Here is a 15,066-nt window from a genome sequence, read left to right as displayed (position 1 = left end):
GAAAAGAAGCGTTCGACTTGCATGTATTAGGCACGCCGCCAGCGTTCGTCCTGAGCCAGGATCAAACTCTCATAATAAAAGTTAGAACAATCTTTCGATTGTTAAGCTCAATTGTTTGCTAGCATATTGCTTGCTTGTTAAAAATGTTTGTTGTCTTGAATTGAATCAAGACGCCCTACACATTTGGTTTGTCTTACTTTGTTCAGTTTTCAAAGGTCTACGTGATAATTGAAACACAACTGCCTCAACTTATCGTTTGTGATTGCCGTAGCAACTTTTATATCTTAGCAAACTCTCGGATGATTGTCAACTATTTTTTAAAAGTTTTTTCAACTCGTTTTTCACGAGGTCGTTTTAGCAACTCACTTATAATAACTTGTTGTTTGTTATTTGTCAACAACTTTTTTTATCTCTTCTTTTGTAGAGACAACATTCCTTGATGAATTTCTCAAACAACACTAGTTATATTAACATGTGTTTTTCTATTCGTCAAGCATTATTTAAAGTTTTATTTACACTATTAAAATCAGTAATAAACAAAAAACAACAAAAAAAAATATACCATTTATTCTATTTAGTTGTCAATCACTATTTCTGATAAATCTATCTGGTATACTTTCAATTCTGATCCTCTTTATAGTAGAAATACGAAAAAGTCGAAATGTTTTATTTTGGAATATACGATTTGCCTCTTACACTTTTTGCTAGTTATCACTAGTTTCTTTACGAAAAATATGCAACGCGCCTTTGGTAATAAGCCAAAAAACCAGAGAACAGGTAAGTGAGATTTTGATTCTTTGGCTTGTTACTAAGGAAAAACCGATGATCCCAATTGCCTTTTTCAGTATGTAACACAATTGGATACAGTCTATTCATGTAAAATCAATTGCTCCATCAATCGTTGATCGTAGCCAACAAACAGCGCATCATCGATGATGATCAAAGGACGTCTTAAAAGATGACGTTGCGTTTTGCACAAAAATAGAAGTTGATCTTCCTGTTTTTTTGGAAGTCCAGCTTTAATTTTTTTGAATTCAAATGACCATGTAGTAAATAATTGTTCAATATCTGCATTTTCAAAACTACATAACTCTTTGACTTCTTTATTACTCAAAGCTCTACTTTCTAGATCAACAAATTGATAAGATAAGTTCTTTTTCTCTAACCATTGTATGGCTTTAACCGTTATGGTGCAATTCGTTGAACTATAGATTTTGATATTCACAACGTCTCCTCCTATTCTTACGAATACAAGACACTATGTTTCATATAAATCAAGTTTCTTGCGACACCTCGTATTTCTCTAGGAATAAATGCTCGTATTTCATCTTCATTGAATCCAATCAATACTCTTTTTTCATCAAGTAGAATCGGACGTCTAAGTAAAGATGGGTATTCTTTGAACAAGCGGATCATTTCTTTTAAGGATAAATCATTAAAATCGATCCCTAATTTCTCATAAACTTTTGAACGAGTAGAAATAATATCTTCGACTCCACCTTCTGTTGCGGCCAATATTTGTCGTATCTCATTTTCTGACAGAGGTTCTGCAAAGATATTCTTTTCTTCAAAATTAAGATGATTCGTTTGTAACCATGCTTTGGCCTTTCTGCAAGATGTACAGCTAGGCGAAGTGTATAGTTTTATCATTTTCTCACTCCTTTTTAATCGTAATCCCATTCTAAACGTAATATCAAAATAATGCCAGTCATACGCTATCCCCAAAATAAATAAAATTTGTTTTTGTTCATAAAATCGTTATTTAAACAATCAATTAAAGGTTATATTCTTTTTATAAACAACGGTTATTTAAAATTTACATAAATAATTATAGTTATTTATTTTTTTGAATAAAAAAGCAAAGCAAGTGTATTTTTACTCGCTTTGCTTTTCGTCATTTATTTGATTTTTTTACCTTTACAACCTGTTTCTTTAATAAAACGTGAAGGTTTTAATTTTCTTTTCCCTTTAAACTCAGGTACACATAAATAAAGACGATTCCTTGCTCTAGTCATTGCGACATAAAAAAGACGTCTCTCTTCCTCAATCGTCGTTAATGGTTCAATTTTCAACTCACTTTTCAGTCTTTTGTCTTTTGCTACCGCACCATTGTAAGGAATCATCCCTTCATTACAACCGATTAAAAAGACGTTACGATAACTTAAACCTTTGCTTTTATGAATACTCTGGATACATAAGGCATCTAGTTTCCCCTTACGATAAGCAATCAACCTTGTTTTCAGTTCTGCTGCAATTCCTTGGATCTCAAGATACAATTTTTTCAATTGCGGGATCGTTGGATATTGTCTGACAGTCTCCAGCAACCATTCTTTGTCACCTTGCTCGATTTCTTTATTCGGTCTTGGCAACCGACAATAGGCCTCAATCAGTGAAACACATGACCGCTTCGTTGGTTGATCAAATGTTTCTAGCGCGCTTACAAATGTCTTTAGTTCTTTTTCTCTAGCTTCTAAATTAGACCGCCGTTTTAAAATATAAGCGACAATATCTTGGTCACTGTTTTTATTAGAGAAAAATTGGTCACATTCATTTGTTTTCAGATAACAATTAATCATCAACTGTCGTAACAACTGCTGGTGTGCTTGCACTTTTATCGGTGTTGCCGCATCATACCAACCGATAAACTTTTGATAAAATTGATAAAAAAGCTTAATTCCATAGATTCCCGCATATTGGGTATCTGCTTCTAGTACAAATGGAATATCTGTTTGGATCAAACGTTGCACCAATGCTTGTGTTTGTGATAATGAGCGATATAAAATAATAGATTCTTTGTATTTTCCTTTGTCTTCTATAAAAGCATATACTTGCTGAATCAACCAGTCACTTTCCTCTTGTACCGTTTTAAATGATAATGCCTGTAATACGCCTGGTTCCTTTTGTGCTGGTACCATCGCTTTAGGTATGCGATCCTCTTTATTGTACGTGATCAATCGATTAGCTCCTTGAACGATCGACGCTCGCGAACGATAATTGGTCAATAGAAAGAGTGTTTTTGTTGGATATTCTTTTTCAAACTGTTTGATATAATCAGGTTCTGATCCTCTAAAGCCATAGATACTTTGATCATCATCTCCAACGATGATCAACTTGATTGGCGAGTCTTTCGTAATCAACTGAACGATTGCCCATTGCAAAGGATTCGTGTCTTGAAACTCGTCGATAAACAAGTAATCGTATTTTTGACCTACATATCTTCTGACATTTACATGAGAGAGGGCATTTTTCAAATTTTGTAGAACATCATTGAATTCAAAAAGTCGTTGCTTTTGTTTTTCTTCATATAGTTCAGTCATTAATTGATCCATACGCTCAGAGATAGGTTGACGTGGGTCTTTTTCAATGGAATCAAATCTCTTTTTGATCAATTGGATGATCTCCTGTTGGGAGAGATTCATGTTTTGCCAATAATCCAATCGGTTAGCAATCGTTTTCTCACCATACTGATCGAAAGAATATAGTTGATATTTTTTTATTAGTTTCTGCAGTAAAAGATTTACTTTATATGGTGTGTCTTTAGAAAACTCACCTTGAATCCCTTCGGCAGAAAGATCCGGAAACTGCCGTTTGATATCACTGTACAGACGATAAAAAATACTATGAAAAGTTCCGATCGTTACATTCGTTTTTCTTTGACTAAAATTATCCACCCGTTTTTTCAATTCATTGGCAGCATTTCGAGTAAAGGTAATCATTAAGATCCTTTGCTCTTCTACTTGTTCTTCATTCATCAGATATACAGCTTTCGCACATATCGTTTGTGTTTTTCCACTTCCTGCACCTGCAATGATTCGTAAGTGTTTGCTCATATCATAAGTGATTGCTGCTTTTTGTTCATTATTGAATCGATTATAAGAACGCTTCTCAATATGTTCAAAAAATGATTCATTTGGCTGTTCTTCCTCATGTTGTTCTTCTACCAACCCTGGTGCTTCCCCATATGCAGCTTCATAACTAGCAATTATTTCTTCTTGCATTCGAAAAATTTGTTGGAGCTTTTTATATTTTCTTTCCCAATGGCTGATTTCTCTTTGCAATCGAAGAATTTCTTTCTCATTTTCTTGATTGATCATCTTCCCCATCTTTCTTTTATTTATTTTCTACTCCATTTATTTTCTTTATACTACCAGACCTTTACAAAAAATAAAATGGGGCTTCACCCTTTTACGATCGTGGTCTTAGGAAGAAACAAAAGAAACTCTACTATCAACTGATGTATTTGATGAGTTCCTAAAACTACATGAGAACCCCAAAAAAGCAAAACCCACTTTTCCTTTACCTTTCAAAGGAAAAATAGCCAGTCAAATCCAAAAATGATTTTCCATCATTCAAGATTTGACTGGCTATTTATCAAAATACTATTTTTCATTCATGAACAGTTACTATTAGTAGCTGTACTCTTTCACTGCACTTGACTTACGAACGACTAATTGCCAGTGTAAATTGTGTGCAGTTTCATTGTCTTCATCTGCGCAATTGAGAACACGAACCATCAAACTATTCTCATAGATTTTTTCAATTTCTGCTTCAATTGGAGAACAAAATAAATCTGATACAAATGCGTACGTTTTACCGACTTCAAATAGATTTTCATTTTCCATGCTATTTCCTCCATTATGTTGTGCATACGGCACAACTTCTTTTGATAAAATTTCGAATCTGTTACCTTTATTGACAAACCCACCTTCTTAAAGGCTTGCATTTTAACATAGAAACTACCTTGTTGTTGATATCAGAAGGCAACAACAAAAGGGGAAGGGGAGTTGCTGCCTTCTATTAAGAAGTTGGTAAAACAAAAATATAAGAACGTGTCACTTACATTTATCTTCGCAACCTCTACTAATTTTTAACATAAATTTTTAAACATAACACAGAAATATCATAAAAAGTTCTTTTGGCATCAAAACTGTTAAATAATCTCACTCTTTTTTGGTATAATCGTACGTTTAGTTGAAAATTTAAAGATGATTTGATAGTTTTACAGGAAATTTTTTAATTATTTAGAGATAAACATGTCTTTTATTTTTTACATAAGAAAAAGCTTTTCATTCTTATATAACAAATATGTTACAAAATTCACTTAGTTAACGATTTTGATGTCAAAACGTCCTTTTATGAATCGAAAAACTTTTTTTATGTCTTTTCGCTTATTATAGTATTCGGAGGTACGTATAGAGATGAAAAATAAAGTGGTAAATCGAATATTGGCAATATTATTCAACGGAAAACAAGATGAAGAAGATATGACTTACATCCAAGTGAAGTTTGCTCTGGAAGTTTTGCTGAACAATCTTGGAAAACTTGCTGTCGTTTTTGTATTTTCTTTATTGACAGGCACGTGGGCAGAAACAGGAATGACTTTCCTTTCATATATCTGTATTCGCAGATATGCTTACGGTCTCCATTCCGATTCTGAATTTGTTTGCTTACTTTGGACTTTGCTTTATTTGTGGGGGGTTCCCTTAGTAATGAAACATTATCAATTGACTTTCTCTTTCCCTATGATGGTCCTTTTGTTAATTGTTTGTTTTTTCCTTTTGCTTCGCTATGGATCAAGAGGCACAGCCCTTAACCCAATTGCACCAGAGAAACGCCCACCCCTACTAAAAAAAGCAATTTTCATGTATCTTTTATTTGCAGTACTCACATTATTTTTCTCTGCTTCTTACTTTTCTACCTATTTACTACTTGGGATTATTTTAGAAATAGCTACGTTGCTTCCAGTTACAAATTACATGATGAATATTGGAGGAATTTTTTATGAAAAAAACAATCGTTAAACAATTAACTAACCTTTCTGATTTCTTTGTATCTGGCTGCTGCTTCGGTATGAGCTCAGAATTTAAAATACCTGAAAAATTAAAAAAATAATAATATAAATATGCTATAATTTGGGAAAACGCAATGGGAGCTGTGCTTTATGTTTTTGTGGTCCATAGCCTTGCAATATCTGATTTACACAAGTTCTATCTTAATCATCAATTCCCAAATTAAAAATAAATACCTATTTTCTACGTTTAGTCTCTTGGCAGCAGCCCTGTTGGGAATACTTTACCCGATTTTAGGTATTTTTTCTGCACTTGTCGCAATTGCCATGTTGAGTCTACTTTTCTTTTTCTTTTCATCCTCGCGCCAACATATGATCTACGCATTACCTTTGGGATTATTAGCTTCCATTTTAGGCGATCATTTGACGAGCGTTGCGGATTTTTTAGTATTGGAATCTGCTGTCATTGAACCTGGAGATGCATTACAATATTTCCATATAACTGTATCAGCGATTTTATCTTTATTATTTGCGTATGGATTCAAAAAGTTTTTAGATAATTGGTCCGCTAGTATTGACCGTCGAATGATTGGTACAATCGGTTCATTGGTTTTACTTACCTACTATATCATTATTTTTTATACACGATTTTCTGGTGAAACGCCAAAAGTACTAGCATTAAATACGAGCTTTTTTATCCTTTATCTGTGTGTCGGCCTAATTATCTTGATTTACTATTGGAAAATATCAAATAAAAAGATGGCAGATCAATTATTGGAACAACGCATCCAATTGCAGCAAGATTACATTAGAGATCTAGAAAAAAATTATCAAGAGCTTAGAGAGTTTAAACACGATTATCAAAATCTGTTGTTTTCTTTGAATAGTTATATTTCTGAAGGCGATCTTGAGGGCTTACAAAAATATTATAACCAAACGATTTTACCTACACGTGAAATGATGAATCTCTTCCCAGCAAATCTTAGCTTACTAGACAAAATGAAGGTACCTGAAATAAGAAGTCTATTCTCTTTAAAATTAATGATGGCACAAGAAAAAGGTATCTCTGTCCAATTGACCGTTCCAGATGAAATCGTCATTGGTAAAAAATATACGATCAATTTGGTAAGAATGCTTGGTATTATTCTTGATAATGCAATCGAAGGTGCAACAGTAACCAAAAAGAAAAAAATCGAAGTACTGATCATCAAGAAAAAACAGTCGTTGATGATACGTGTCATCAACACTACTACGAATACGTTTCCATTGAGTAAGTTAAAACAAAAAGGCTTCTCGACGAAAACAAATCCCAAAAATGAAGGATTAGGTTTATTTATTCTTGATGAGTTAACAAAAACGAATCCTTATCTTTTTCTTGAAACATCGATTGAGAATCAGCGATTTTCACAAACAATCCATATACAATTAAAGGAGTAATTTTATGATTCCCATTTACATTTGTGAAGACGATCCGAAACAACTGGAAGTCATCTCTACAGTAATCAAGAATCGGATCATGATTGAAAATTTGGATAGTTATGTCCATATTGCAACTTCTGATCCTATTGAACTCCTCAATGCAGCAAGGATACGTACGTCTTCTTTTGGTATTTATTTTTTGGATATCGAACTGAAAGACAGTGAATTAGATGGCATTGCCATTGGAAAACGAGTACGTGACTTGGACTCGCTTGGAAAAATCATTTATGTTACTTCACACACCGATCTTTCCATGACGATTTTGAAAAGCAACATTGAGCCGACTGATTATATCATCAAAGAAGATATTTTTGATCTTAAAGAAAATGTTGAACGTATCTTAAGTAAAATATTCGAAGATTTCCAAACTGCGCCATTACAAAAGGATATTTTTAGAATTGAATTCAATGATGAAATCAAATTTTTACCTATTCGAGATATCCAATACTTTTCTACTGCTCAAGGTACTCCTCATAAACTGGAGGTCCATTTGACACATGCCCAAATGCAGTTTTACGAGAAGATAAAAGATATCGAAAAGAAAAGTCAACACTTTATCCGCTGTCACAAATCTTATGTCATCAATACCCAAAATGTCCAAACAATCAATAAGAAAACACGAGAAGTGACTCTATCCAACGGGGAAGTGATCCCTGTTTCGATTCGTGGGCTAAAGAAGTTGATTTCTTGAAAGACAATAAAATAAATAATTTCTTTTTAATAAAGAAACGAAGAATGAATGAAAAAGTCGTAAAATCCTCTTTTCCATTCATTCTTCGTTTTTTAGTATCGTTTAATGCGCGATCATTTCTTGCGCGATTTCTTTTCCAGTCATTTCTTCCGGATAGAAAGTTGGCCAATTGTCCATTTCTTCTAGTAAAGCTTCTTGGCTTTCATTTCCTAGATAGATATGGAAATGGTCTGATTTGGTAGGCGCAATCGAGTGGTCACTGAATTGTACATACTTGAACGCACCAGAATCAGGATCTTCTGCTTCAAACAAGAAACGGACACCGCGATTACCTGCTGAATAGTTCAAGATTTCTTTACCAGCATAACGGTATTTCGATTCTTTAACTTCGCCATCCTTGAAAGTAAAGATCATCGTATCATCTTTGATCTCAATTTTTTCGACATCTGTTTTGTAGCCTATTTCATAGTATTCACGATACTCTTCAGCTGTCATATCTGGATTTGTTTTGGCTTTATATTCAAATACTTGATCAAACGTTCCATCTGCCATATACGTATCGACAGTTTGCCAGATACCATTCCAATCTGATAACGGGCGATCTTGGACCTCTGAATCTTCAAAATAACCATTATAAACTGTTTTTTCTTTTTCAGGTTTCAATGTATCTTCTAATGGATTTTCAGTATCCGTAGTTTTTTGGAGCGCTTTTAAGTTTGCTTCCATGATTGAAATGTACGTTTCACCGTTATCCATTTGCTCTTTTGTCAATCCTTCTAAAGGATTCAATACTGCTAACGATATGCCTGCTTCAGTAGCTAAAGTACGAGCGATACTGTCTTTGGCATTCTCTTCAAAATAGATATATTCAATCCCATGGTCTTCAACAAATTCTTTTAACTCGGCAATTCTTGCAGCAGAAGGTTCTTCACTTGAAGAAAGACCGGCAATTGGTACTTGATTAAGACCATATTCTAGAGCTAAATAATTGAACGCAGCGTGTTGGGTCACAAATGATTTTTGTTTTGCTTGACCTAATGTTTCTTTAAAAGTGTTGTGTAGCGTTTCTAATTCTTCTAAATAAGAGGCAGCATTTTCAGTGAATGCTTCTTCTTTTTCAGGATATGCCTCAATCAATTGGTCACGAATCGTTTCTACTTGCTTCATCGCTAGATTAGGAGCTAACCAAACATGTGGATCTAATTCATGTGAATGACCGTTGTCTCCGTGATCGTGATCATGGTCGTGGTCATCCGCATGATCATCGTGATCATGGTCTTCATGATCGTGGTCTTCATCGTCATGATCGTGGTGATGGCAATGACCATCCCCAGGCAATAACAACATTCCTTCTGTTGCTTTGATTGGAAGTACATCGCCCTCTTTTAAAGTATGTTCAATTGCTAGAACCCAAGTTTCCATATTTTCATCATTATAAACAAAAACATCAGCATTTTGGATTTTTGCCATATCTCTTGCAGAAGGTTCGTAGTCATGTGAATCTGTTCCAGCTGGAATCAATAATTCAACATTTCCCTCCTCACCAACTACTTGCTTCGTAAATTCGTACATTGGATAAAATGTCGTCATTACATTCAAGTTTTCATCATTTTGTGCATTTGTATTTGTTGCAGTATCTCCTGTGCCACAACTTGCAAGGATCCCTGTCAACAGTAATCCTCCTACCACCTTGATCCAACGTTTCATTTTATTCGCTCCTTCTCATCTTCTTTCTCTATTTGATTACGATTAATAAATGCAAATCGTAATAGTTACGTTTTAGCAACAGGAATTAATTTAGCATAGAATCAAACCAACCGTCAAGCATTATTACTAAATTTATTTTATTATCGAAATTCGATTGATTTTTCAACTGTATCATTTTCTTTTTATACCCGTTTCAGATTATAATAACTTGGAGTAGGACAAGGTTGTGTAAGAAGCGTTTTGACCTGAGCAGTAAGATGGAAAATCAGAAAATAGCTTTCCATATTTTTTGATTTTTCATCTTACTGTTGAAGGTCAGCTTTTCGAACACCGTTTATTAGGTTGTGAGAAAGATGTTCAGCTCCAAGTAGTAAGACAGAATTTGAGAAAATAGCTTCTCATATTTTTCACCGTTTGGCTGACTATTAAAAAGGCTTCATTCGATCTCAATAGTTGCTTCGTGAGAATAGCCCAACCCAAAAATCAACTACTTATTTCAAGAGAAAGGAGAACTATCGTGGAAAAAAAACCGAAAGAATCTTCCCGACTGATTCGTTTTTTAGGAGGGAAAACTTCGTATTACGTTCTAGGATTACTTGTGATGATCGCGTTGGTCATTTACTTTTTCCAAAAGATTGCTTTTATATTCAAACCACTGGTTGTCATTTTTATCACGACTTTACCACCAGTCCTTTTTGCTTTGGTCTTATATTATTTATTAGAACCTTTGATCAAACGTCTCAGCAAGAAACTCTCACGTAATCTGTCAGTCATTTTAGTTTTTGTTATTATTTTATTGCTGATTGGCTTAGGAGGTGTCTGGCTATTTCCGTTTTTAGAACAGCAAGCAACCACATTGATTCAACAACTACCTGACCTATTCCAAGATTTCCAACAAACGTTGAAGGACTTTTTAGCACAGACACCATTTTCTGACTCGTTCAATCAATTCTTTGCATCGATTGATGATTTCACCGATAACTTTACTTCATTCATCGGTAACTATTGGCAGAGCGGTGCTGAAAGTCTAGGAAATCTATTCTCAGCGGTCACAACGACCTTTATCACTTTATTTACTGGTCCGATCATTGCCTTTTTCCTTTTAAAAGATCCGCACAATTTTTATCAATCGGTCTTAGGTATCGTTCCACCAAAATTTCGCACAGATTTTCGGACTTTGACTAAAATTGCGAACCAACAATTAGGTGCTTTCTTAAAAGGACAAATCATCGCTTCTTTCATTCTAGGCGCCGTTTACTGGGTAACTTTCTTATTGATTGGCTTAGAATTTGCAAGTATTCTGGCTATCGCTGCTGGTTTATTATGTATTATTCCTTATATCGGTCCATTCATCGCTTTCTTTCCGGGACTATTCATTGCTTTTCAAGATTCGACTTTCATGGCTGTAAAATTTGTGATCGTCTGGTTCGTTGTCCAGTTGCTTCACGGAGATCTTGTGGTCCCTCGTGTGATGGGTGATCGGTTACAGATCCACCCCATCACGATTTTGATTGTCTTATTAGTCATGGGAGATCTTCTAGGAATCATGGGCGTCATTTTTGGTATTCCGATCTATACATTGATCAAACTACTCGTTGTTTTTCTCTTTAGAAAATTCAAACAGCGTTACAATAAGTTTTATGGGGATCAAGGAGTTTATCAAAAAGCTGATTTTTCAGAGAAGGATTACTTTAAGTAACAAAAAAGGATAGGCGTGAGACATGAGTCCACTCCTATCTTAAAAAAACTATACGGTATTCATCGAGCAACATTTCAGAGATAAGCAAATCCCATAAATAAGCAGCAAAAGCTATTCATGCTTTTGCTGCTTATTTTTCAAACTATTCGTTTGTCACAGTCTCTACTTTCCTTGCACTAATAGTGCGACTGCTTGATAAGGCTGTAACTTCATTTCTTTTTCAACTGTCGTTGGGTAGTTACTGATCAATACTTCCGCACCTACAAATTCTTCCGGTAATTCCACCGACGTTTCTTTCGCGTAAAAATTGGTCAGAACTAATAATTTTTGATGATCGGTTTGTCTAAGATAACCATAGACTTGTGGATGCTCAGGTGCATAGGCTTTGTAGTCACCATTAGCAATCACTGGATATGTTTTTCTTAGTTGGATCAGTCTTTGGTAATAGGCAAAAATCGACTGTTCTTGCTTTTGCTCGTTTGCTACATTAATTGTTTGGTGCTTCGATGCTAAAGGTAACCAAGGTGTCCCTGACGTGAAGCCAGCTTGTGGTTCATCTGTCCACTGCATCGGTGTGCGTGAGTTATCTCGTGACTTTGCTTTAATTCGTCGAAAGGCTTCTTCTGGCGTGAATCCTTGTTCTTGTAACAGGTTATATGCGTTTAAGCTTTCAATGTCCCGGTAGTCAGAAATCGAATCGAAGTCAGGATCGATCATCCCGATTTCTTCTCCCATATAGATATACGGAGTACCTCGATTTAAATGGATCATCGTGGCCAACATCTCTGCCCCTTGTTTACGGTACTGTTCGACATCGACAAAACGATTTAAGGCACGTGGTTGGTCATGGTTATTCAAAAATAGTGCATTCCAGCCATTTCCTGCGCTCATTTCTTCTCCCCAAGTATGGAACAAACGCTTTAACTCTTCAAAATCAAATGGCGGAGTTGTCCATTTATTGCCATTTTCATAATCGACTTTCAAATGGTGGAAATTAAATACCATTGACAATTCATTTCGTTCAGGTGACGTATATAAAAGACAGTTTTCGATAGTCGTTGAACTCATTTCTCCTACCGTTATGATTTCAGGGTCTTGGCCAAACGTTTCTTTATTTAAGCGTTGTAAATACGTATGAGTAATTGGTTTATCTGTGTACTCGGCTTTCCCTTCATTTTCCGCGTTGTTTTTTAGTTCCTCGTCTTTTCCGATCACGTTGATTACATCAAAACGGAACCCTTTGACACCTTTATCCATCCAAAAACGAACAACTTTGAATAATTCTTGTTGGACTGCTTCATTACGCCAATTCAAATCAGCTTGCGTTTTATCATACAAGTGTAAATAGTACTTCCCTGTTTCGCCGAATGGCGCCCAAGCGTTCCCACCGAATTTTGATACCCAATCTGTTGGTTCATCTCTTAAAATAAAGAAATCTTGATAATACTTATCTCCAGCTAATGCTTTTTGGAACCATTCATGTTCAATAGAGACATGGTTCAATACCATATCTAGCATGATGTCGATCTGATATTTTTTTGCTTCAGCGACTAGCTCTTCAAAATCAGCCATCGTACCGAATAATGGATCGATTGCTTGATAATCAGAGATATCATACCCATTGTCTTTTTGCGGGCTTGGGTAAAAGGGGTTCAACCAAATCATGTCAATGCCCAATTCATTTAAATAAGGTAATTTTTCTTTGACTCCTGGTAAATCACCAATCCCATCACCATTCGTGTCACGATATGACTTGGGATAAATCTGATAAATCACTTTTTCTGTAAACGCCATAAGCCTGTACCTCCAGCTGTTTTTTAACTTATATATACAAGTTGATAATCCAATTATATATGAAACGTAAGCGTTTGTAAATCAATGACGCTAGGAAATGTGTGCCATCATTTTCCCAGCAAATATTTTACGTTAAATCGATCATTCACGCCGCGCTCAATTCATTTAACTATTTATTTTTTTACAAATTCCTTTTTCAAGAAAATAAATTCTTTTAGTTATGTTATATTTAAGTATAGGGTCGTGATATAAATCAGCTTGTAGCATCTAAAATCGATTGAACAGTCTTCAAGTAACATGCTTTTTTCATACATACCCTAAACGATAAAAAGCCAAAAAGCGGAGGATCTCTACTATGACTTTTTTAAAACGTTCCAAATTATTTGCAACACTTGTTTTACTTAGCTTGACAGGAATCACTATTTTTATTTTTTCTAAGATCACTTTTATTTTCAGGCCACTCGAAGCGATCATGGCAAGTATCTTCTTGCCAATCTTGATTTCAGTTTTCGTATTTTATATTTTTCTTCCAATATACAATCAACTCCTCAAATATATAAAATCAAGAACGCTTGCGGTCACACTGATGATGCTACTGATTTTGTTAACTGTGTATTTGACCGTACAAGTGATTTTACCGATCATTATTTTGGAAATCAGTAAATTTATCGGTCAGGTTCCTCAAATTCTTTATGTTTTGGCAGAGAATCTAGATGGTTCCTTATTAGAAGAACGCTTGCTCCCATTTATTGATACACTGGAATTGAACCAATTGACACGTTTTGTTTTACAATTTGTTTCAGGTGCCACTTCAAGTTTAGTCAATGTATTCGAAATCGTTTCGCGCTCTGCGATCATTCTCTTTACGATTCCACTCTTACTGATTTATATGTTCAAAGATGGCGACAGGATTCCAGCTATATTGACACGCTACACGCCTAAGAAATTCCATCAGTTAGTCAGAGATTGGTGCCATGATTTCCATTTAGCAGCTTCGACCTATATTAGTGGCAAGCTTTTAGTCTGCACGTATGTAGGTGTGGGGAGTTATCTTGTTTTTAAAGTATTAGGCTTGCCAAATGCGTTATTACTTGCCTTGATTTGTGGATTGATGGATATCATTCCTTATTTTGGTCCGTTTATTGGTGCTGCACCGGCTTTACTGTACGCATTAAGTCAAGACGTTAAAACAGCCTTACTCTTAGTAGCTTTCATCACCTTGATTCAATTTGGTGAATCTTACTTGGTGTCTCCGCTAGTGATGAATAAGATGATTCATATCCATCCAATTGCGACTGTTTTTCTTTTACTTGTCGCTGGGAACTTGTTTGGCTTATTAGGAATGATCCTCGTATTGCCGACGTATACGATCATTCGGGAGATGATCCGTAGCTTTATTCGCTTTAAGAACACTACTGATACAGCTAATTCAACTCATCCAACTGAATAATCCTAGGGATAAACGGGGAAATTTACCGTTTATCCTTTTTTTGCTTTGCCCCGAGGCTCTCTTTATCTATTCTCCTCTATTTTTCAACAAAAAAACCGTTTATTGCGATCTTCTTTTTCAAGAATAAGCAATAAACGGATCAGAACTATCGTTTGATCTATTCTGTTGGTTCATCGATGAAACGTTGGACCTTCATCTTCAACTGATATTTTTTTCGTAATTCAGCAATCTCCACCATCATCTCTGATTTGTGGTGACGATCGATTGCTTCTTGATTTGTCCAGCGATCCACCAATAAGATCGATTCAGCATCTTCTAAAGGAATAAAATACTCATAACGTTCATTTCCTTCTTGCGCACGAATGCGTTCGACGATTCCTCGCTCTGTCATTTCTTGGGCAAATGCTTTTGCATTGCCTTCTTTACCGCTATATAGGATATTCACAGTAATACTCATC

Annotated in this window: 12 protein-coding genes and 1 rRNA gene; 5 read left to right on the top strand and 8 right to left on the bottom strand. The window is 35.2% G+C overall.

Translation table 11 applies throughout. From position 1 onward, the window contains the following. The 5 genes from ACH0AK_RS02580 to ACH0AK_RS02560 all read right to left on the bottom strand — a co-directional run. Positions 1 to 77, bottom strand: a 16S ribosomal RNA gene (locus ACH0AK_RS02580); the annotation flags it as partial. Between the two features lie 791 nt (positions 78 to 868). Then, positions 869 to 1,225, bottom strand: coding sequence for an ArsC/Spx/MgsR family protein (locus ACH0AK_RS02575; RefSeq protein WP_019724105.1), 357 nt, complete (start codon positions 1,223 to 1,225; stop codon positions 869 to 871). Between the two features lie 17 nt (positions 1,226 to 1,242). Continuing rightward, positions 1,243 to 1,650: a transcriptional regulator Spx gene (spx, locus tag ACH0AK_RS02570; protein WP_010736342.1), complete on the bottom strand. Its 408-nt coding sequence runs from the start codon at positions 1,648 to 1,650 to the stop codon at positions 1,243 to 1,245. Positions 1,651 to 1,898: 248 nt separating this feature from the next. After that, positions 1,899 to 4,103: an ATP-dependent helicase gene (locus ACH0AK_RS02565; protein ID WP_071866603.1), complete on the bottom strand. Its 2,205-nt coding sequence runs from the start codon at positions 4,101 to 4,103 to the stop codon at positions 1,899 to 1,901. A gap of 303 nt (positions 4,104 to 4,406) precedes the next feature. Then, a complete protein-coding gene (locus tag ACH0AK_RS02560; protein ID WP_010736344.1) occupies positions 4,407 to 4,622 on the bottom strand; it encodes a hypothetical protein in 216 nt (71 codons plus the stop codon). Positions 4,623 to 5,198: 576 nt separating this feature from the next. Between ACH0AK_RS02560 and ACH0AK_RS02555 the strand changes: the two genes are divergently transcribed. The 3 genes from ACH0AK_RS02555 (at position 5,199) to ACH0AK_RS02545 (ending at position 7,958) form a co-directional block, all read left to right on the top strand. After that, positions 5,199 to 5,801, top strand: a complete 603-nt coding sequence (locus tag ACH0AK_RS02555; RefSeq protein ID WP_010736345.1) for an accessory gene regulator B family protein — start codon at positions 5,199 to 5,201, stop codon at positions 5,799 to 5,801. A 140-nt stretch (positions 5,802 to 5,941) separates the two neighbouring features. Next, a complete protein-coding gene (locus tag ACH0AK_RS02550) occupies positions 5,942 to 7,225 on the top strand; it encodes a sensor histidine kinase (RefSeq protein WP_499796713.1) in 1,284 nt (427 codons plus the stop codon). Positions 7,226 to 7,229: 4 nt separating this feature from the next. Next, positions 7,230 to 7,958, top strand: a complete 729-nt coding sequence (locus ACH0AK_RS02545; RefSeq protein WP_010736348.1) for a LytR/AlgR family response regulator transcription factor — start codon at positions 7,230 to 7,232, stop codon at positions 7,956 to 7,958. Positions 7,959 to 8,060: 102 nt separating this feature from the next. On the opposite strand, the gene ACH0AK_RS02540 is transcribed toward ACH0AK_RS02545, so the two are convergent. Further along, positions 8,061 to 9,665, bottom strand: a complete 1,605-nt coding sequence (locus tag ACH0AK_RS02540; protein WP_071866602.1) for a zinc ABC transporter substrate-binding protein AdcA — start codon at positions 9,663 to 9,665, stop codon at positions 8,061 to 8,063. 517 nt (positions 9,666 to 10,182) lie between these two features. Here ACH0AK_RS02540 and ACH0AK_RS02535 point away from each other — a divergent pair. Continuing rightward, positions 10,183 to 11,364 carry an AI-2E family transporter gene (locus ACH0AK_RS02535; RefSeq protein ID WP_010736350.1) on the top strand — a complete coding sequence of 394 codons (1,182 nt, stop codon included), beginning with the start codon at positions 10,183 to 10,185 and terminating at the stop codon, positions 11,362 to 11,364. Positions 11,365 to 11,526: 162 nt separating this feature from the next. Here the strand turns inward: ACH0AK_RS02535 and treC are convergent, their stop codons facing one another. Next, positions 11,527 to 13,158: an alpha,alpha-phosphotrehalase gene (gene treC, locus ACH0AK_RS02530; protein WP_023519084.1), complete on the bottom strand. Its 1,632-nt coding sequence runs from the start codon at positions 13,156 to 13,158 to the stop codon at positions 11,527 to 11,529. A gap of 355 nt (positions 13,159 to 13,513) precedes the next feature. Between treC and ACH0AK_RS02525 the strand changes: the two genes are divergently transcribed. Beyond that, positions 13,514 to 14,608 (top strand): AI-2E family transporter, encoded by a 1,095-nt coding sequence (locus ACH0AK_RS02525; RefSeq protein WP_019723357.1) that lies wholly within the window; start codon positions 13,514 to 13,516, stop codon positions 14,606 to 14,608. A gap of 157 nt (positions 14,609 to 14,765) precedes the next feature. Here ACH0AK_RS02525 and ACH0AK_RS02520 read toward each other — a convergent pair whose 3' ends face one another. Next, positions 14,766 to 15,065, bottom strand: a complete 300-nt coding sequence (locus tag ACH0AK_RS02520) for an antibiotic biosynthesis monooxygenase family protein (RefSeq protein WP_010736353.1) — start codon at positions 15,063 to 15,065, stop codon at positions 14,766 to 14,768. Position 15,066: the final 1 nt, after the last annotated feature.

Origin of the sequence: Enterococcus pernyi (assembly GCF_045371165.1) — a bacterium.
Lineage (GTDB): Bacteria > Bacillota > Bacilli > Lactobacillales > Enterococcaceae > Enterococcus_B > Enterococcus_B pernyi.
This window is presented reverse-complemented; position numbering and strand designations above follow the sequence as displayed.